General features: G+C 59.9%; 1 pseudogene. It reads right to left on the bottom strand.

Going from position 1 to position 21,699, the window contains the following annotated elements:
* Positions 1 to 2 precede the first annotated feature (2 nt).
* Positions 3 to 21,670, bottom strand: a pseudogene (locus FQZ95_RS04410) (Ig-like domain-containing protein).
* Positions 21,671 to 21,699: the final 29 nt, after the last annotated feature.

Here is a 21,699-nt window from a genome sequence, read left to right on the forward strand (position 1 = left end):
CTCTACACCACCATCAACTGATGATTCGCCAGTAAGGTGGCGAGGTCGGTATGCACGCCCGTCAGCGTGACCACGTTAGTTGTCGCAAAGCCGCCGCCCGTGCCGTCACGGTCGATCTGCACGATGGTGTCGCTGCCGCTCTGGGTGACTTTGACAAAATCACCGATGTTTCCGGCCTGGGCATCCAGCGTTGCCACACCGTTGACATGGCTGGCTTTGCCGTTTCCGGTGTAGCCGCTGCCCTGTAACAGTTCACGAATATCAATGCGATCGGTGTCGGCGGTGCCTTCCCAGGTGCCTACCGTAAAGCCATTCACCACGTCCGAACCGTTGCCCCCGGTGGCGTCACTGGCGTTAAGCAGTTTATAGAGCAAGGTATCGTGGCCGCCGTTGCCGATGTTGAGCGTGTCGTTGCCGCCGCGCCCTTCCAGTTGGTTATCGCCGCTGCTGCCGGTCAGAGTGTCATTAAAATTCGAGCCGGAAATCCCCTCGATATTGGTAAATGTCGAGGTATTAAAACCTGTGGCCTGGGCGGTGGTGACGCTTAAGTTAGCGGTCACGCCCACCGTTGAGAGACGGAAATCGACCACGTCCATGCCGCCGTTCGCCAGCCAGGTTCCTGTGCCGGAGCTGTACACCCAGCCGCCGGAACCGTCGTAGGTGTCGGTGCCTGCGGTGGCGAAGAAGGTGTCGTTATAGCCAGTGCCGACAAACTTGCCGTTGTTGCTCGCCGTACCCGCTTCAGCACTGAGATCGTAAGCGTGAGTAGCATCGGTGGCCTGTAAGCCGCCCCATGTGGTGTTTACCGTCTGGTCGATATTGCTGGCGGTAGTACCGGTGGATTTGATCAGCACCGCGTTGTAGGTTTCTCCCGCATTAAGTCCGTAGAAGTTGACCAGCGCCGAGGTGTCGTTAACGCCCATCCCCGACTGCGGGTTGATGATTTGTGTGGCAACCAGCACGCCCGCCGAGTTGTACAGCTTCACGGTATTGCCGTAATAGACGTTAATACCGTTGGGATCGGTGATACGCAGGTGCAACGAGGTGCCGTAGCTCACCGTGTTAGTGTTACGGATGAGGAACACGCTGCCCGACTGTTTGGTTACCAGCACATCCACCGCGCCGTCCCAGTCGTAGCCCATTGCCGCCACGCCGCTGGTGGTGCCGCTCTGGCTGCCGCCGAGTGCCGACTGCGTCCAGTTGCTGGCGTTGCTGACGTTGGTATAAATATACGACTGTCCGGTCTGGGCGATACGGGCGATGTCCATTAACCCGTCATGATCCCAGTCGACGGCCAGGCTGAATTGACTGGCGTAGGTGGTTGCCGTCGCGCCGACCGCCACCGGGCTACCCAGCACGCCGTTGGTGTTGAATAACAGCGAACCGTAGTTAGCTCTTCCCTGGCTGGCGGGCAGGAAGAGATCCATATCGCCGTCACCATCGAAATCGGCCCATGTCATGGAAACGGATGTCGAGTTTCCCCCCGAGCCAGGACTACTGAGGAAAGTATTGACGGTGTTTTGTCCCCAGACGAAGGTGCCATTGCCCTGACTTATCAACGATGAGAGGGTGAAGTTGTTGTTCAGGTTGAAAGTGTGCTGAACCAGGTCAATCCTGCCGTCATTATTAAGATCGACACCGGAACCTTCGTTGAGTGACAGATAACCTGTCACCGCCCCACCGACCGTAGCACTCCCCCCGTTATTAGCAGTGGTCGAGTTGCCTGTCAGGGTGCCGGCGTTGTTCCACAGGAAAGTGTTGGAGTCCGGCCCCCCGGCGTCGCCAATCCAGAAATCAAGATAACCGTCGCCCTCTTTATCGAACGCCACAATCGAGCCATACCACGTCAGGGTGCCAACGTTCACCTGGATAGCGCTGGAAAACGTACCATCGCCGTTATTGGTAAAGCCGTTGATATACCCCGTGCCGTAGTCATCGCGAGTAATAAACAGATCGCCCGTACCGTTACGGTTGTAATCGGCGATGGAGCTGGTGGCATAGTTGTTGCCACTTTGCACCAGCGTCAGAGCGGTTTTCGACCAGGTGAGCGGATCGGTGGATTGCATAATTTGCTGGTTGGCCAGCACCGTCCACATCCCGTGTGTGTCGAGGCCGTAGGTCAGCCCCCAGGCGGTGGATTTGCTGGTGGTGGTCCAGGCTGGTGTGTAATCAATTGCCGCGTTAACAGTGACTGTGCCGTTGCTGACGTTAGCGGTATTGCCGTTGCCCGCCGAGCTTTTCACCTGCGCGGTGACGTTATAGGCGGTCGCAGATGCCGCCAGCGCGTCGGTATCCGGCAGTTGCACATACCAGGTGTTGTGCGCCGGATCGACCACCACCGCACCGCCCGGCTGCGAGGTGTAGGTTTTGCCGTTGATCACCACTTCAACATACTGCCCGCTGGCGAGTGCCGCCGTGATTACGCCGCTGATAATCGGCGTGGTATCGCGCGTGGTTTGATTGGTGATTTGCGCAAGCGTCGTCGGAATAGAGGTATCGACCGTCAGAACAAAATCACTGGAGGAGGTGATATTCCCTGCCAGATCCACCACTCGTGCGCTGTAGGTATAGGCACCGCTGACCAGACCACTGTCGCTGTAAGTCCAGTTCAGTGCGCCGACCATCGTTACCGCACCTAACAGCAGACCGTTACGGTAGAGGTAAACGACTTCACCGCTGGCAAGCGGCGCAGAGAGCACGCCGTTTAACAGCGGCGTAGTGTCGTCGGTGGCCTGCGAACTGCTTAATGTCCCCTGCCGCTGCCCGACATCATCGTTATACGACACAATGGTCGGCGTGGCGGTGGGGTTAATCGTATCGACCACCACCGTTTTCGATACCACCGGGCCTGTATTTCCCGCCAGATCCAGCACCCGTACCTGATAAACGTAGCTGCCGTCGGTCAGCGTGCGGCTGTCAGTGTAAGTCCACTGCGTACCGTTGGTGGTGAGCGTGGTCCAGGTCGCGCCGCCATCGAGGCTAATCTGCGCCACTTCGCCGCTGGCAAGCCCCGCCCCCAGCGAACCGGTCAGCGTGAGCGTGGTATCGCTGGTGATAAAGTCGGTGGCCGAACTCCCCGTATCGGTACTGATGCTGGCGATGGTGAGCACCTGCGCCGGGTTAACGGTGTCAATCTGCGCCGACTGGCTGCCGGTTGCGCCAACGTTGCCCGCTAAATCAACCACCCGCACCTGCCAGGTGGTGGTGCCGTTGGTCAGCGTACGCCCGTCCACATATGTCCAGTTCAGACCGTCTGCGGCAACGGTCACGTTCACCCAGGTTGCGCCGTTGTCGGTACTGATTTGCGCGAACTCATTAGCGCCGAGCGCCGCGCCCAGCACGCCGCGCACGGTAAGCGTGGTGTCGCTGGTAATAAAATCGCTGCTGCTGGCTCCGGTGTCATCGCTGATACCGGTAATAGTGATGCTTTTCGCCGCTTCCGGGCTGATGGTGTCGACCACCACGTTTTGCGTCGCGGTCTGCCCGACATTCCCCGCCAGATCCACCACCCGCACCGTGTAATTCCATGTGCCGTCGGTGAGCGTGCGACCATCGGCATAGCTCCAGCTGGTGCCGATAACGGTTAAGGTGGCCCAGGTAACGCCACCATCAAGGCTGATTTGCGCCCGTTCATCTGCCGCCAGCGCCGCGCCGAGCGTCCCGCGCACGGTCAGCGTAGTGTCACGGGTCACAAAATCGCTGCTGCTTAACCCGGTGTCATCGCTGATGCCCGCAATGACGATGGTTTTGCTCGCCAGCGGCGCGGTGGTATCCACGGTGACGATCTGGCTGGCGGTCGCGCCGATATTTCCGGCGGTGTCGATCACCCGTACCTGATAGTTGTAGTTACCGTCGGTCAGCGTGCGCCCGTCAAGATAAGTCCAGGTTAATCCATTTACCGCCAGATTCTGCCAGGTGGTGCCGCCATCGATACTGATTTGCGCAAACTCACCAGCAGAGAGCGCCGCTCCGAGCGTACCACTCACCGCAAGCGTCGTGTCGCTGGTGACAAAATCATTAGTAATCAGACCTGTATCGGTGGTGATCGCGCTAATGGTGATGGTTTTCACCGCGGGATCTGGCGCAGTAGTGTCGATCACCACATTCCGGCTATCAGTCGCCCCGACGTTGCCCGCCGCATCAATCACCCGCACCTGATAGAGATAGTTACCATCGGTCAGCGTGCGGCTGTCGTTATAGCGCCAGGTCGTGCCAGTAACGGTAAGCGTGCTCCAGGTTACACCGCCGTCGATACTGATTTGCGCCGTCTCGTTACTGGCAAGCGCGGCGGTGAGTGAGCCGTTGACCACCACCGGGCTGACGCTGGTGATAAAGTCGCTGGCGCTAAGGCCAGTGTCGGCTTGCAGGGAATCAATATTAATGCCCATCGCCGGGGCGCTGAGATCGACGGTAATGGTGTGATTGCTGCTGCCGGTGTTGCCAATGGCATTGCTCACCGAAGCGTTAATCACATAGGCATTGCCGTCCGCCAGCGCGGTGACATCGGCACTGCCGAGGGTGTAGCTCCAGCTACCACCGGTCTGCACCGTAGTGGTGTAGGTTTTACCGTTTAAGGTCAGAGTCAGCGTCTGCCCGACTGGGGCGGTGGTGGTGCCGCTGATCACCAAAGACGCGCCGTGTTCCGCCGCGTTCACCACATCATCGCCCGCAAAGGTATTGATGGTGACGGTGGGCACATCGCCGTTCAGCGTCACGCCACGGCTGGCGCTGCCGGGGTTTCCGGCCTGATCGCTGACCGTCGCGCTAATGGTGTAGCTGCCGTCGCTTAATCCGGCAAACTGCTGCGCCGGAATAAACACCGACCAGCTTCCGCCGCTGCCGACCGTTGCGGTCCAGGTTTGCCCGTTAAAGGTAACGGTCACCGTCTGGCCCACTTCGGCGGTGGTGGTGCCGCTGATGGTCTGCCCGGCAAGCTGCTCGGCGTTGTTGATAATATCGTCACCCGCAACGGTGGCGATGGTGACCGTCGGCGCAACGGTGTCAACAGTCAGGGCGTGCGTGGTTTGACCGGGGTTACCGGCGCGATCGTTCACGCTGGCGGTAATGGTCTGCGCGCCTTGCCCGAGTGCTGCCAGATCCGCCGCAGGCACGTTCAGCGCCCAGGTGCCATTGGCGGCAACCGTGGCGGTATAGGTTTTGCCGCCAAAGGTGACAGTGACCGTCTGCCCCGCTTCCGCGTTGGTCGAGCCGTTAAGGGTTAACGGCTGCTGCTGTTCGGCGGCGTTGAGTCGGTCATCCGTCGAAACGGTATTAATGTTGATAACCGGTGCGGTGAGATCCACCGCCACGCTGCGCGAGGCCGTGGCGCTGTTTCCTGCGCTGTCCTGGGCGGAGGCGCTAACCGTGTAGCTGGTGCCATCCGCAAGTGCCGCGACGTCTGCCGCCGACACATTCACGCTCCAGCTCCCGTTGTTCTGAATGGTGGCGCTGTAGCCCTTGCCATTAAGCAACACGGTCACCACCGTGCCTGTCGCGAAATTAGTGCCAGTGCCGCTCAGGGTCAGCGCACTGCCTGCTTCGGCGGCGTTAATAATATTATCGCCACTGATGGTGCTGACTGAGAGCGACACCACCGCCGTATTGACCTGCACGTTGTGCGTCTGCATGCTGCTGTTGCCTGCGCTGTCGGTGATGGTGGCGCTGATGGTCACCGTGCCGTCTGCAAGGCCGGAAACCACGTTGGCTGGCACGCCAACGCTCCAGTTGCCGCTGGCATCGGTGCTGGTGACATACTGCTGCCCGGCGATGGTCACCACCAGGCGGTCACCCGCGACCGCGCCCGTGGCGGTGCCGCTGATAATCTGCGCCTGAGCGTGTTCGACGTTGTTAATCACGTCATCGCCTGCCACGGTGTTGAAGCTGATGACGGGCGCGGTGGTATCGACGGTGACGCCTTTGCTGGCGCTGCCAGGGTTACCCGCCAGATCGCTGACCGTGGCGGTCAGGGTGTAGCCGTTATTGGCAAGTGCGGTTAGGTCACTGGCAGGCAGCGTTAAGCTCCAGCTGCCGTCCGCCTGTACCGTGGTCTGGTAGTTAGTGCCATTAAGCGTGACGGTCAGCGTCTGCCCGGTTTCCGCGGTGCTGGTGCCGGACACCGTGACGCCCGCCGCCGCTTCGCTGGCGTTGATGATGTTATCGCTGGCAATGGTGTTGATGGTCACCGTTGGCGCGGCGCTATCGACGCTGTATTCATGCGTTGTCGTGGCGCTGTTGCCGTTGACGTTAGTCACCCGCACCTGGGCGCTGGCATCGCCGTCACGCAGAGCCGCCAAATCCGCAGTCGGAACGGTGGTGCTCCAGCTACCGTTTGCCGCCACCGTGGTGGTGTAAGTTTTGCCGCCAAAAGTAAGGGTAACGGTTTGCCCCGCTTCGACGCCGGATGTGCTACCGGAGAGCGTTAGCGCCGCACCTTTTTCAGTGGCGTTAATCACATCATCGCTGGTGATGCTGTTCATGCTGATGGCGACGGTAGTGAGATCAACGCTCACCGGATGGGTAATGCTGGTTTGTGTTCCGGCACTGTTCGCCCCGCTAACGGTAATATTCAGCGTTCCCGCAGGCCAGTTACTGACATCCGCCGCCGGAACGCCGACGCTCCAGGTGCCGTTCGCCAACACCGTGGCGGCATAAGTTTGGTTATTTATCACCACGGTCAGCGCCGTACCTGCCGTAAAGCCGGAGCTGCTCCCGGTAATCACCTCCGCCTGAGCGTGTTCGATGATATTGACCACATCATCGCCTGCGACGGTATCCACCCGCAGACCGGGCAGACTGGCATCGATGGTGATATCACGCATGCCGCTGCCGGTGTTGCCAACGGCGTTGGTCACCGAGGCATTAACGGTTAATTCACCGTTACCTAACGCCTGCCAGTCAGCGGCTGGTACGCTTACATTCCAGCTTAAATCAGCCTGCACAGTGGCGGTGTAAGTTTTACCACCCAGTTCAACGGTGACGGTGCTGCCAGCCACCGCCCCGGTTACCTGGCCGCTGATAGTTTGCGCGCTGCCCGCCTCTGAAGCATTGATAATATCGTCCGTCGCCACCGGATTAATGGTGACGCCCGGCAGCGCGGTAATGACCTGCACGTTATGGCTGGCGGTGCTGCTGTTACCCTGGGCGTTGGTGACGCTCGCCGTCACGCTGTAGGTGGCTTCGCCCAGTGCACTGACCGCCGAGGCGGGCACGGTGACGCTCCAGTTGCCGGAGGCATCGGTGGTGGCGCTGTAGTTTTGTCCATTCAGCGTGACGGTGATCGCCGTGCCCGCAGGCTGATCGCTGGTGCCGGAAAGAGCCAGATTCGATCCTTTTTCCGTCGCGTTGATCACGTCATCGCCCGCGATGGTGTTGATGCTAATCGCTGGCGCGGTGAGGTTAACGGTGACGGTTCGGCTGGCGTCGTCGCTGTTGCCCGCCCGATCGCTGACGCTGGCGGTGATGGTCTGTGCGCCGCTACTGAGTGCCGTAACATCCGCTGCTGGAACGCCAACGCTCCAGTTACCGGAGGCATCCAGCGTCGTGGTATACGTTTTGCCATTGAGCACAACGCTCACCACATCGCCCGCTTCCCCGCCCGTACTGGTACCGGAGATCACCAGCGCCTGGGCGTGTTCGGCGTCGTTAAGGATGTCATCGCCCGCCACGGTGTTAATGGTGAGAACCGGCGCGGTGGTGTCTATCGCCAGATTATGGCTGGCGCTGCCGGGGTTGCCCGCTTTGTCGTTGACCGTGGCGCTGACGGTGTAATTGCTTGCAGTCAGAGCGCCCAGGGCTGAAGTGGGAACGCTGACGCTCCAGCTACCGTCCGCCTGTACATTGCCGGTGTAGGTTGCGCCGTTAAGAGTGACGGTGACCGTCTGCCCGGTTTCGGCGGTGCTGGTGCCGCTGATGGTGAGCGGGCTTCCCGCCTCCGTGGCGTTAAGGATGTCATCGCTGGCGATGGTATTAATGGTGAGCGTCGGTGCGCTGGCATCGACGCTATACGCATGAGTTGCCGACGCGCTGTTGCCGCTCGCACTGCTGACACTGGCCTGCACGTTCGCCGCGCCGTCTGGCAGGCTTGCCAAATCTGCCGCTGGAACGTTCACGCTCCAGCTACCGTTGGCGGCGACGCTTGCGGTGTAGGTTTTGCCGCCAAAAGTGACGGTAACGGTTTGCCCGTTTTCAATCCCACTGGTGCTGCCAGAAAGGGTCAGATTGGTGCCTTTTTCGGCGGCGTTAATCACGTCGTCGCTGGCAACGGTGTTGATGCTGATTGCCACCGCCGTTAAATCGACGGTGAACGGATGGCTGACGCTGACCGGGTTTCCGGCGCTGCTCTGGCCTGTCACTTCAACGGTTAACGGCCCCGCTGGCCATGCACTGACGCTTGCTGCTGGAATGCCGACGCTCCAGCTCCCGTCTGCCTGTACCGTGGCAGAATAAGCCACACTGTTGATGGTAACCGTCAGCACAGCACCTGCATTCAGGCCACTACTGCCACCAGTGATCACCAGTGCCTGACCATGCTCGATGCTGTTGACGATATCATCGCCCGCCACGGTATCCACGCGCAGCCCCGGCAGGTTGGCATCAATGGTGATATCCCGCGTGCCGCTACCGGTGTTGCCATTCGCGTTGGTGACCGAGGCGGTAATGATCAAATCACCATTTCCCAGCGCCTGGAGATCGGCTGCCGGAACGCTGATACTCCAGCTTAAGTTGCCCTGTACCGTGGTGGTGTAAGTGTTGCCGCCCAGCGTCACAGTAACCGTATCGCCAGCGGCGGCGCGGGTCACCACCCCGCTGATGGTTTGAGCGACACCTGCTTCGGCGGCGTTGATAATATCGTCGCCTGCCACGGTGTTGATGGTGACGCCTGGCAGGCCGCTGTCGACCAGTAAATTCGCCTGGCTGCTGGCGGTGTTGCCTGCCGCACTGGTGGCGCTGGCGCTGACGGTATAGTTAGCCTGACCTAAGGCCGCCAGATCGCTCACCGGCACGGTTAAGGTCCAGTTGCCTGCTGCGTCGGTGGTAGCGCTGTAGTTATGACCGTTGAGCGTGACGGTAACCTGTGCGCCGGTCGCCAGCCCCGTACTGCTACCGCTGATGGTCAACGGCTGGCCTTTTTCATCGGCGTTCAGGACGTTATCGCTGCTGATGGCGTTAAAAGTAATGGTCGGCAGGCCAGTATTGACCGTCACCTGATGGGTGGCGCTGCCGCTGTTTCCGGCGGCGTCAGTGACGCTGGCGTTAATGGTCACCGTGCCGTTTGCCAGTGCCGAAACAACGCTTGCCGGGACGCCGATGCTCCAGTTGCCGCTGGCATCCAGCACCGTGGTGAAGGTATTTGAGCCGATAGTCACCGTGACTGTGCTACCGGTTGCCGCACCCGTGGCGGAGCCGCTGATGATCTGCGCCTGGGCGTGTTCCGCCGCGTTGATCACATCATCGCCCGCCACCGTGTTGATGGTGACGACCGGAACGGAAGTATCCACCGTCAGGTTGTGGTTAACCGAGGTCGGGTTTCCGGCCTTGTCGCTCACCGCCGCGCTGACGGTGTAGATGCTGGCGGTCAGAGCGCTTAAGTCGGCTGGCGGTACGCTGATACTCCAGCTGCCGTCCGTTTGTACCGTGCCAGTATAGTTTGCGCCATTGAGCGTGACGGTCACCGTCTGCCCGGCTTCCGCCGTGCTGCTGCCGGTGATGGTCAGCGCCGCACCCGCTTCGGCGGCGTTAAGAATATCGTCGCCCGCAATGGTGTTAATGGTCACCGTTGGCGCGGTGGCATCGACGCTGTAAGCGTGGGTAGTGGTGGCACTGTTGCCGTTAACGTTGCTGACGCTGGCCTGCGCGCTGGCATCACCATCACGCAGGGCTGCCATATCCGCCGCCGGAACCGTGGTGCTCCAGGAACCATTCGCCGCGACACTTGCAGTATAGGTTTTACCGCCAAAGGTCACGGTGACCGTTTGTCCGGCTTCGACGCCGGAAGTGCTGCCGGAGAGCGTTAATGCCGCGCCTTTTTCAGCGGCGTTAATCACATCATCGGCGGTAATGGCGTTGATGCTGACCGCCACCGCCGAGAGATCGACAGTCACCGGATGGGTGACGCTGACCGGGTTTCCGGCAGTAGTGCTGCCGCTCGCCGTAATCGTCACCGCCCCCGCAGGCCAGGCGCTGACATCCACCGCCGGAACGCCGACGCTCCAGGTGCCATCCGCCAGCACTGCCGCAACATAGGTTTGCCCGTTAATGGTCAGCGTGACATTGCTACCCATCGCCAGCCCAGAGCTGCTGCCGGTAATCACCAGCGCCTGACCGTGCTCGATAATGTTGACCACATCATCGCCCGCCACGGTATCGACCCGCAGACCGGGGAGATTCGCGTCTATGGTGATTTCGCGCGTGCCGTTACCGGTATTGCCTACGCTGTTCGTTACCGAAGCCGAAATGGTCAGCTCTCCGTTGCCCAACGCCTGTAACGCCGAAGCCGGAACATCGACACTCCAGCTTAAGTCTGCCTGTACCGTAGCGGTGTAAGTCGCCCCGCCTAGCGTCACGGTCACCGTGTCGCCCGCCGCGGCCCTCGTGACCTGCCCGCTGATAGTTTGAGTTGCCCCCGCTTCGGCGGCGTTAATAATATCGTCCGTTGCCACAACGTTAATGGTGACGCCCGGTAGCGCGGTATTAACCTGCACGTTATGGCTGGCGGAACCGCTATTGCCATCAACATCGGTTGCGGCGGCAGTCACCGTATAAGTCGCTTCACCGAGCGTACCAACCGCAGACGCCGGAACAGTCACGCTCCAGTTCCCGGAAGCATCGGCAGTGGTGGTGTAATTTTGCCCGTTGAGCGTAACAGTTACCTGCGTGCCCGCAGGCTGGTTGCTGGTGCCGGAAATCGACAGATCCGCGCCTTTCTCCATGGCGTTGATGATGTCATCGACGGCGATGGTGTTAATGGCGAGTATCGGTGCACCGAGCGCCACGCTGACAGTGTGCGAGGCCGTGCCGCTGTTGCCTGCGGAGTCGGTAACCGTGGCGGTAATGGTCACATCGCCCTGGGCCAGCGCGGAAATCACGCTGGCAGGCACACCGATGCTCCAGTTGCCGTTGGCGTCCAGCACGGTGGTGTAGGTGGTCGTGCCAATCGTCACGGAAACCGTGTTACCCGTCGTCGCGCCCGTTGCCGAGCCGCTGATAATCTGCGCCTGAGCATGTTCCGTGGCGTTAATCACGTCATCGCCCGCTACCGTGTTAATGGTGACGACCGGAGCGGCAAGGTCTACCGTCAGGTTATGCGTTGCCGAGGCCGGATTTCCGGCTTTGTCGCTTACCGAGGCGTTGACGGTATACGAGCTGGCAGTGAGGTTGGCTAAATCGCCAGTTGATACGCTGACGCTCCAGCTCCCGTCTGCCTGCACGTTGCCGCTGTAATTGACGCCGTTTAGCGTCACGGTCACCGTCTGCCCGGCTTCCGCCGTGCTGGTACCGCTGATGGTCAGCGCCGATCCCGCTTCGGCGGCGTTAAGAATATCGTCCGTGGCGATGGTGTTGATGGTAACGGAGGGCGCGGTGGCATCGACGCTGTAAGCATGCGTTGCCTGGGCGCTGTTACCTGCGACGTTGCTGACGCTGGCCTGGACGTTTGCTGCGCCGTCAGGCAAGGTTGCGAGATCGGCTGCTGGGATTGTCAGCCCCCAGGTGCCGCCCGCGGCAACCGTGGTGGTGTAGCTTTTGCCGCCGAAGATAACGGTGATGGTTTGCCCCGCTTCCACATCGGAGGTGGTGCCGGAGAGCTGCAAATCGCTGCCTTTTTCGGCGGCGTTAATCACATCGTCAGTGGAAAGGGTGTTAATGGTAATCGCCACGGCCGCGAGATCGACCGTGACCGGATGGCTGATGCTGGTTGTGGTTCCGGCAGTATTAGTGCCAGAGACGGCAATATTGACCGTCCCCGCAGGCCAGTTTGTGACATCCGTCTCCGGAACGCCGACGCTCCATGTGCCATCAGCGAGGACCGTTGCGCCATAGGTGACGCCGTTGATCACTACCGTCAACGCCGCCCCCACCGCCAGTCCGGTACTGCTACCGGTGACCACCAGAGCCTGACCATGCTCGATAATATTGACCACATCATCGCCTGCCACGGTATCGACCCGTAGACCTGGCAGATTGGCATCTATCACGATATCGTGCGTTGTGGTGCCGGTATTATTTGCGGAATTAGTCACCGAGGCGCTGATGGTCAGTTCACCGTTGCCCAGCGCTTGCAAAACGTTCGCAGGTACGCTGACGCTCCAGCTTAAATCTGACTGCACGGTGGCGTTATATTGATTGCCGCCAATGGTGACAATCACCGTATTCCCCGCAACCGCTGTTCCCGTGACCTGACCGCTGATGGTCTGATTAACGGCGATTTCAGCGGCGTTGATAATGTCATCGCCCGCCACGGTATTAATGATTACCCCAGGCAGGAGCGATTCGACATTCACCGTATGGGTGGTGCTGCCGCTGTTGCCCGCGCTGTCGGTGGCGCTGGCGCTAATCTGGTATACCGCCTCGCCCAGTGCGCCAACCGCCGAAGCGGGCACGGTAACGCTCCAGTTGCCGGTACCGTCGGTGGTGGCGCTGTACGCCAGGCCGTTCAACATCACGGTGACCGTGGTGCCAGTCGCCAGACCGCTGGAGCCGCCGCTGATGGTCAGATCCTGGGTTTTCTCCGCATTATTAATAATGTCATCACCGGAGACAGTGTTAATGGTCAGCGTCGGGCCACTGAGATCAACGGTCACATCGTGAGTCGTGCTGTCGCTGTTGCCCGCGCGATCGCTCAGGCTGGCGGTGATGGTCTGGCTACCGGTTGCCAGTGCCGTGACATCCGCTGCCGGAATACCCACACTCCAGTTACCGGAGGCGTCCAGCGTGGTGGTGTAGTTTTTACCGTTCAGCGTGACGGTCACCACATCGCCTGCCGCCGCGCCCGTACTGGTTCCGCTCACCACCAGCGCCTGCCCGTGTTCGATGGCGTTGATAATGTCATCTCCCGCGACGGTGTTAATGGTGAGATCCGGCGCGGTAACGTCCACCGCCAGTGCATGATCCGCGCTTGCCGGGTTGCCCGCTTTGTCGCTCACCGTGGCGGTTACGGTATAACTGCTGGCGGTTAATCCGCTTAAATCTGTCGCCGGAACGTTCACACTCCAGGTGCCATCGGCCTGGACGGTAGTCTGGTACGTGTTGTTATTGAGCGTGACAGTCAGCGTCTGCCCGGCCTGCGCCGTGGTGGTGCCGCTGATGGTTATCCCCGCGCCCGCTTCACTCACGTTGAGAATATCGTCGCTGGCGATGGTGTTGATGGTCACAAGCGGCGCGGTGGCATCGACGCTGTACGCGCGATCGGCCTGGGCGCTGTTGCCGTTAATGTTGCTGACACTCGCCTGCACGTTGCCCGCGCCGTCCGGCAACGCAGCGAGATCGGCAGGAGGCACATTCACCGTCCAGCTACCGTTGGCTTCCACAGTGGTGGTGTAATTTTTACCGCCAAAGGTGACGGTCACCGTCTGCCCGGCTTCTACACCGCTGGTACTGCCGCTCACCACCAGCGTTTCGCCTTTTTCGACGGCATTGATCACATCATCGCCGGAGAGAGTGTTAATGGTGATGGCGACCGCCGCCAGATCGACGGTAACCGGATGGGTAATGGTGGAGGTTGTTCCGGCGCTGTTGGTGCCGCTTACCGTGATATCCACCGTACCCGCAGGCCAGTTGCTGACGTCTGCCGCCGGAACGCCGAGGTTCCATGTACCGTCAGCTAACACCGTGGCAGCGTAAGTGACGTTGTTAATCACGACCGTTAATGCCGTTCCTGCCGTCAGCCCGGTGCTGCTACCTGTTATCACCAGCGCCTGATTGTGCTCAATGCTGTTAATAACATCATCGCCCGCCACGGTATCGACCCGCAAACCAGGCAGATTGGCATCGATAGTGATATCGCGCGAGCCGCTGCCGCTGTTGCCCACGACGTTGGTGACCGAGGCGTTAACTGTCAGGTCGCCGTTACCCAGCGCCTGAATATCCGCCGCCGGAACGCTGACACTCCAGCTTAAATTAGCCTGCACCGTAGCGGTGTAGGTGTTGCCGCCCAGCGTGACGGTGACCGTATCGCCCGCCGCCGCGCCCGTCACCTGCCCGCTGATGGTTTGCGCACTGCCCGCTTCGGCGGCATTAATAATGTCATCGGTTGCCACTGCGTTAATGGTAACGCCAGGTAAGGCGCTGTTGACCAGCACATTATGGCTGGCAGAATTACTGTTGCCTGCCGTGTCGGTAACGCTCGCCGTTACCGTGTAGTTGGCTTCACCCAACGCGCTAGCTGCCGAGGCTGGCACCGTGGCGCTCCAGTTGCCACTGCTATCGGTGGTAGCGGTGTAATTTTGCCCGTTCAGCGTCACCGTTATTGTGGTGCCTGCGGGCTGATTACTGCTGCCGGTGATTTGCAGATCCGCGCCTTTTTCTGTGGCGTTAATCACGTCATCGCTGGCGATAGTGTTGATGCCAATGGTTGGCGCGGTGAGATTTACGGTGACCGCGCGGCTGGCATCATCGCTGTTGCCTGCCGCATCGGTAATTGCCGCAGTGATGGTTTGCGGGCCGCTGCCCAGCGCAGTGACGTCTGCTGCCGGAACGCCGACGCTCCAGTTGCCGGAGGCATCCAGCGTGGTGGTATAAGTTTTACTGTTTAACGTGATGGTGATGACATCGCCCGCTTCGCCGCCAGTGCTGGAACCGGAGATCACCAGCGCCTGTCCGTGTTCGGTGGCGTTAATGATGTCATCGCCGGAGACGGTGTTAATGGTTAAAACTGGCACGGTGAGATCCACCGCCAGGCCGTGAGTGGCGGTCGCCGGGTTACCCGCTTTGTCGCTTACCGAGGCGCTGACCGTGTACGGGCTGGCGGTCAGATTGCTGAGATCTGTTGTCGGCACGCTGACGCTCCAGCTACCGCCCGCCTGAACGGTGCCGATGTAAGCCACACCATTAAGCGTGACGGTTACCGTTTGCCCCGCTTCGGCGGTGCTGGTGCCGCTGATGGTTAACGGATTGCCCGCCTCAGCGGCGTTAAGAATATCGTCGGTGGCAATAGTGTTAATGGCAAGCGTCGGTGCCGTGGCATCGACGCTATAGGCGTGGGTTGCCGAAGCCGTGTTGCCGTTATATTGCTGACACTGGCCTGTACCGTGGCGTCGCCGTCACGTAACGCGCTGAGATCGGCGGCGGGTACGGTGGTTGTCCAGCTGCCATCGCCCGCTACGGTAGCGGTATAGGTTTTGCCGCCAAAGGTGACGGTGACGGTTTGCCCCGCTTCCACGCCGGAAGTGCTGCCGGAAAGGGTTAAATCTGCCCCTTTTTCGGCGGCGTTAATCACATCATCGCCGGAAACGGTGTTAATGGAGATCGCCACCGCCGCCAGATCGACGGTGACCGGATGGGTGATGGTGACCGGGTTTCCTGCGCTACTGGCGCCTGAAACCGTGATATCCACCGTCCCCGCAGGCCAGTTGCCCACATCTGCTGCCGGAACGCCAAGGCTCCACGTGCCATCGGCTAATACTGTCGCAGCGTAAGTGACCGTGTTAATCACCACCGTCAGCGCCGCGCCCGCCGCCAGCCCGCTGCTGCTACCGGTTATCACCAGTGCCTGACCGTGCTCGATGCTGTTAACCACATCATCGCCCGCCACGGTATCAACGCGCAGACCTGGCAGATTGGCGTCTACCACAATATCGCGCGCACCGCTGCCGGTATTACCCACGCCGTTGGTCACCGAGGCGTTAACTGTCAGGTCGCCATTACCGATGGCCTGAATATCCGCCGCCGGAACGTCCACGCTCCAGCTTAAATTACCCTGCACAGTAGCGGTGTAGGTTTTCCCGCCAAGCGTCACGGTAACCGTATCGCCCGCCGCCGCGCCCGTCACCTGGCCGCTGATGGTCTGCGCCACGCCCGATTCCGCCGCGTTAATAATATCGTCGGTCGCCACCGGATTAATGGTGACACCCGGCAGCGCGGTATTCACCTGCACGTTATGGCTGGCGGAATTGCTGTTGCCCGCGCTGTCGGTGACGTTCGCCGTCACCGTGTAACTGGCTTCGCCCAGCGCACCGACGGCAGAGGCTGGCACCGTGGTGCTCCAGTTGCCTGCGGCGTCCGTCGTGGCGGAGTAATTTTGCCCGTTAAGCGTCACCGTAATTGTGGTGCCTGCGGGCTGATTACTGGTGCCGGAAATTTGCAGATCCGCGCCTTTTTCCGTGGCATTAATCACGTCATCGCTGGCAATGGGGTTGATGCCAATGGTCGGCGCGGTAAGGTTAACGGTGACCGTGTGCGTCTCGTTGTCGCTGTTGCCAGCCACATCGGTAACGGTCGCCGTCACGGTTTGCGGGCCGCTGCCCAGCGCAGAGACATCAGCCGCCGGAACGCCGACGCTCCAGTTGCCGGAAGCATCCAGCGTCGTGGTGTAGGTTTTACTGTTTAGCGTGACGCTGACGACATCGCCCGCTTCTCCGCCGGTGCTGGAACCGGAAATCACCAGCGCCTGCCCGTGTTCGGCGGCGTTAATAATATCATCGCCCGCAATGGTGTTAATGGTCAGTACCGGAACGGTGAGATCCACTGCCAGATTATGCGTGGTGCTCGCCGGGTTGCCCGCTTTGTCATTGACTGTTGCCGTCAGAGTGTGGCTGCCATCCGTCAATGCCTCAAGATCTGCCGCCGGAATAGTAATACTCCAGCTGCCGTCGGCCTGCACCGTTGCCTGATACGTCTGCACGGTCGGGCTATTGAGCGTTACCGTAACAATCTGCCCCGCTTCAGCGGTGGTGCTGCCGCTCACCGTCACGCCCGTATCGGCTTCGCTGGCGTTAACGATATTGTCGCTGGCGACGGTATTGATAATGATGGTTGGCGCGCTGCTATCGACGCTGTAGTTATGCACCGCCGAGGCGCTATTGCCATTGATATTGCTGACGCTGGCCTGCGCGGAGGCGCTGCCCTCAGGTAATGCTGCCAGATCGGCGGCAGGAACGGTGGCAGTCCAGCTACCATCGCTCGCCACGCTGGCGGTGTAATTTTTCCCGCCAAAGGTGACGGTGACGGTTTGTCCTGGCTCTACATTAGTAGTGGTGCCGGAAAGAGTTAAATTAGCGCCTTTTTCTGCGGCGTTAATCACGTCGTCCGTAGCGATTGTGTTGATGGTGATCGCCGCCGGCGTGAGATCGACCGTTACCGGATGCGTAATGCTTATCGGATTTCCGGCGCTACTTTCCCCGGATACAGCAATAGACACCGTCCCCGCAGGCCAGGCGCTAACCTGCGCCGCCGTGACGCCCACGCTCCAGCTACCATCGGCCTGCACCGCAGTGGTGTATTCCACATTATTAATCGTAACGGTAAGCGGCGTGCCTTCAGCCAGCCCTGAGCTGCTGCCGCTGACCACCAGCGCCTGCCCGTGTTCGATGATATTGACCACATCATCACCCGCCACCGTATCGACCCGCAGACCGGGCAGATTGGCGTCAATGGTGATATCCCGTGTGCCGCTGCCGGTGTTGCCGTTTTGATTGGTGACCGAGGCGCTTACCGTTAAATCGCCATTGCCCAGCGCCTGAATATCCGCCGCCGGAACGCTCACGCTCCAGCTTAAATTGGCCTGCACGGTGGCGGTGTAAGTATTACCGCCCAGCGTAACGGTTACCGTGTCGCCAACGGCAGCTCCGGTAACCTGCCCGCTGATGGTTTGCGCAGCCCCCGCTTCGGCGGCGTTAATAATATCGTCGGTTGCCACCGGGTTAATAGTCACGCCGGGCAGCGCGCTGTCGACCAGCACGTTATGGCTGGCGGTGGCGCTGTTGCCGATATCGCTGGTCACCGCCGCCGTTACCGTATAGTTGGCCTGGCCCAGTGCGGTTACCGCCGATGCCGGAACGGTGACGCTCCAGTTACCGGAGGCGTCGGTCGTGGTGGTGTAATTTTGCCCGTTCAGCGTCACTGTGATGGCGGTATTAACAGGCTGATCGCTGGTGCCGGTAATTTGAACATCGGCCCCTTTTTCGCTGGCGTTAATCACATCATCGCCCGCAATGGTGTTAATGCCAATCACCGGCGCGGCGGTATCAACCGTGACGGTCAGTGACTGGCTACCCGTATTTCCGGCGCGATCAGTCACTGAAACGTTGATCGGATAACTGCCGTCCACCAGTCCGCTGACAACGGAGGCCGGAACGCCCAGACTCCAGTTGCCGGAAGCATCCACCACCGTGGTGTAATCCACATCATTCAGCGTAACGGTGACAATATCGCCCGCCTGCGCGCCGGTGACCGTGCCGCTGATGATTTGCGCCTGGGTATGTTCCGGCGTGTTAATGACGTTATCGGTTGCCACCGGATTAATGGTCACCACCGGCGGCGTGGCATCGACCAGCGCCACCCGTGAGACGCTGGTCGGATTACCCGCGACATCGTTCACGCTCGCGGTCACCGTGGCGTTGCCGTCAGCCAGTGCGCCAACGTTGGCGGTGGGAACGGTCACGCTCCAGGAGCCATCTGACTGCACGACGCCCTGATAGGTCTGCCCATTAAGCGTGACGGTCACCGTCTGCCCCGGCTGAGCGTCGGTGGTGCCCGTGATTTGCAGATCCTGACCACTTTCGGCGGCATTGATGATGTTATCAGCCGTCAGCGAGTCAATGCTTAAGGCCGGGGCCTGGCTGTCGACGGTAATGGTGCGGGAGGTGTCGCCTGTGTTACCGCTGATATTAGTGACGGTCGCAGTGATTTCCGCCGCACCGTCTGCCAGGCTACTCACCGCGCTGGCGGGAACGGTCAGGCTCCAGCCGCCACCTGCCTGAACGGTAGTGGTAAAGGTCTGCCCGGCGAATTTCACTACTACGGTTTGCCCGGTTTCCACCAGCTGCGTGGTACCGGTCAGCGTCAATGGCGCGCCTTTTTCTGCGGCATTGATAATGTCATCGCCGGAGACGGTATTGATGGTAATAAGCACCGCGCCCGGATTAACCTCCACGTTGCGATCGATAGTAACCGGGTTCCCGGCGGGGTCCGTTGCGCTGGCATTAACCACTATCGTACCCGGCGTCAGTGCCTGTAGATCTGCCGCAGGCACGCCTACCTGCCAGTTGCCGTTGCTGTCGGTCACCCCCTGGTAGGTGTTGCCGCCGAGCAAAACAGTGACCACTCTTCCGGCGGGCAAATTAGTACTGCTACCGGTGATAATCAGGTTTTGCTGCTGCTCAACGGCATTGATCACATCATCGCCCGCGATGGTGTCAATGCGCAGCCCCGGCAGCCCGGCGCTGATGGTGATATCAAGCGCACTGCTACCCGTATTGCCATGTACGGTAGTAACCGAAGCATTAATGGTTAACGCACCATCGCCCAGCGCCTGTAAATCTGCCGCCGGAACGTTCACGCTCCAGGTGAGATTGCTGCCCACCGTCGCCGTGTAAGTATTGCCGCCCAGTTCAATAGTGACCGTATCGCCCTGCGCGGCGCCCACGACGACGCCACTCAGGGTTTGATCTGCTCCCGCTTCGGCGTTGTTGACAATGTTGTCGCCCGCAAAGGTGTTGATGATCACCTGCGGCAGCACCGTATCGACCAGCAAATTGCTCTGCGCGGTGCCAGTGTTGCCGGTCACATCGGTGGCGCTGGCAGTGACGGTGTAATTGGTGTTCGCAAGATTAACAACATCACTCACCGGAACGCTCAGCGACCAGACGCCGCCGCTGACCTGAGCGCTATACGTGACATTATTCAACGTCACGCTAACTGTACCGCCATCGGGCAAATTGCTGGTGCCGCTTAACGTTAGCGGCTGCTGAGACTCCAACGCATTCAGTACGTTATCTCCGCTGATAGCATCTATCGCGACTTGCGGCGCGACGCCCGCCAGGATGATGTTATGAGTCGCTGTACCGGTATTTCCGGCGGCATCGGTCACCGTGACGATAATATCGTTAGGGCCACGCGCTAAAGTGCGAGTTACCGCCGGATCAAGCGCCACATTCCAGCTGCCATCTGCCAGCACGATGCCCGTCAGGACATGAGTGCCCAATTTCACCGTTACCGTATCGCCTGGAGAAGCACCGCTGACTTGTCCGGAGATGATCTGCGCGACGGCCTGCTCGGCATTATTAAGAATATCGTCGCCCGCCACGGTGTTAACGCTGACCACGGGTGCTGAGGTGTCTACCGTGAAATTCGCGCTGTTGCTGGTGGTGTTCCCTGCCCGATCGCTGACACTGGCATTGACAGCGTAGTCCCCCTCCGCCAGTGCCTGGACCTCCGTGGCAGGCAGCGTCACTTGCCAGGTTCCGTCGCTACCGACGGTTGCTGAATGGCTTTTCCCGTTGACGGTCAGGGTTACTGTTTGCCCCGCTTCTGCATTCGAAGTGCCGCTCAGTACCAGCGCGGCGTTATGTTCCGCAGCACTGACGATGTTGTCCTGAGCGATAGTGTTGATGGCAAGCGTTGGCGGTTGGGTATCGACCGTTAGCAGCTGCGCGCCAGTGACGGTATTGCCTGTGGCGTCTTTCCCGCTGACCAGCACCGCCTGATTCCCTTCGCCTAACGCCTGCGCATCGGCGGTCGGCACCTGCACGCTCCACGCGCCGTTAGCGCCTACGCTGGTGGTGTAGGTTTTACCATTTAGCGTGACGGTGAGTTCGGTTCCCTGCGCCAGGTTGCTCGTCGTGCCAGAAAGCGTAAACCCGGCGGCCTGTTCGCTGGCGTTAATGATGTTATCGCCTGCGGTGGTGGCGAGCTGTACGACAGCCTGACTATTGTCGATGGTTAACGTTATCGAACCGGCGTCAGTGATGGTACTGCCGACAATTTGCACCACTGACCAGGTATGTTCACCTGCACTTTGCGTGGGTAACGAGACACTCCAGTGACCGTTGTTGTCTACCTGAGTACTGGCAATAGTATTGCCGTTACTGTCTTTAATCTGAATAGTCGCCCCCGCCTGCCCGCTGCCGATAAAGGTTGGCGTAGTGTCATCGGTGATATCGTTGGCGGAAAGAATACCGCGTTGATCGCCCTGATTATCGGTTACCAAAAACGATGGAGTGGCATTGCCGGGTTCGGCTGGCGGTGGGTTGTTAACCACTTCAGTTTTTGAGTCATCATCACCACCGCTTGCCAGTAAAGCGCCAAGCGCGCCACCACCTACCGCGGCACCCGCTAACCATCCCCACGGGAAGGCACTGGTCTGAGCGACGGTATCAAGATACGGCGCAATGCTTTCAATTGCGGTAGTCTGAGCGGTCAGCTCCACGGGCGCTAAGCCACCGGCGGCGGTATCGGCAAAGGTGACATGTGTCAGCTGTTGACCATCGGCAAACACCAGTTGAGATTGTTCGCTGGTATTTGCCGCTTGCAGGAAATAACCGTTGCAGCGGATCACCGTGCCGTCCTGCATATAGATCAGCAGGTCATTTCCTTCACGGATGTAACGCGCAACGGCAGAGGCCTGAGCATGAACCTGCACCACGGAGGGCTCATAAATGACAACCGTAACGTCGCCAGGATTAATCAGCGTTTGTTTGACGGATGTTTTTCGCGAAATAACATCAATAATCAGGCTCATAATGGCATTCCTGATAAATGGCGCATATC

The organism is Escherichia sp. HH41S, assembly GCF_009820115.1.
GTDB classification, from domain to species: Bacteria; Pseudomonadota; Gammaproteobacteria; order Enterobacterales; family Enterobacteriaceae; genus Escherichia; species Escherichia coli_F.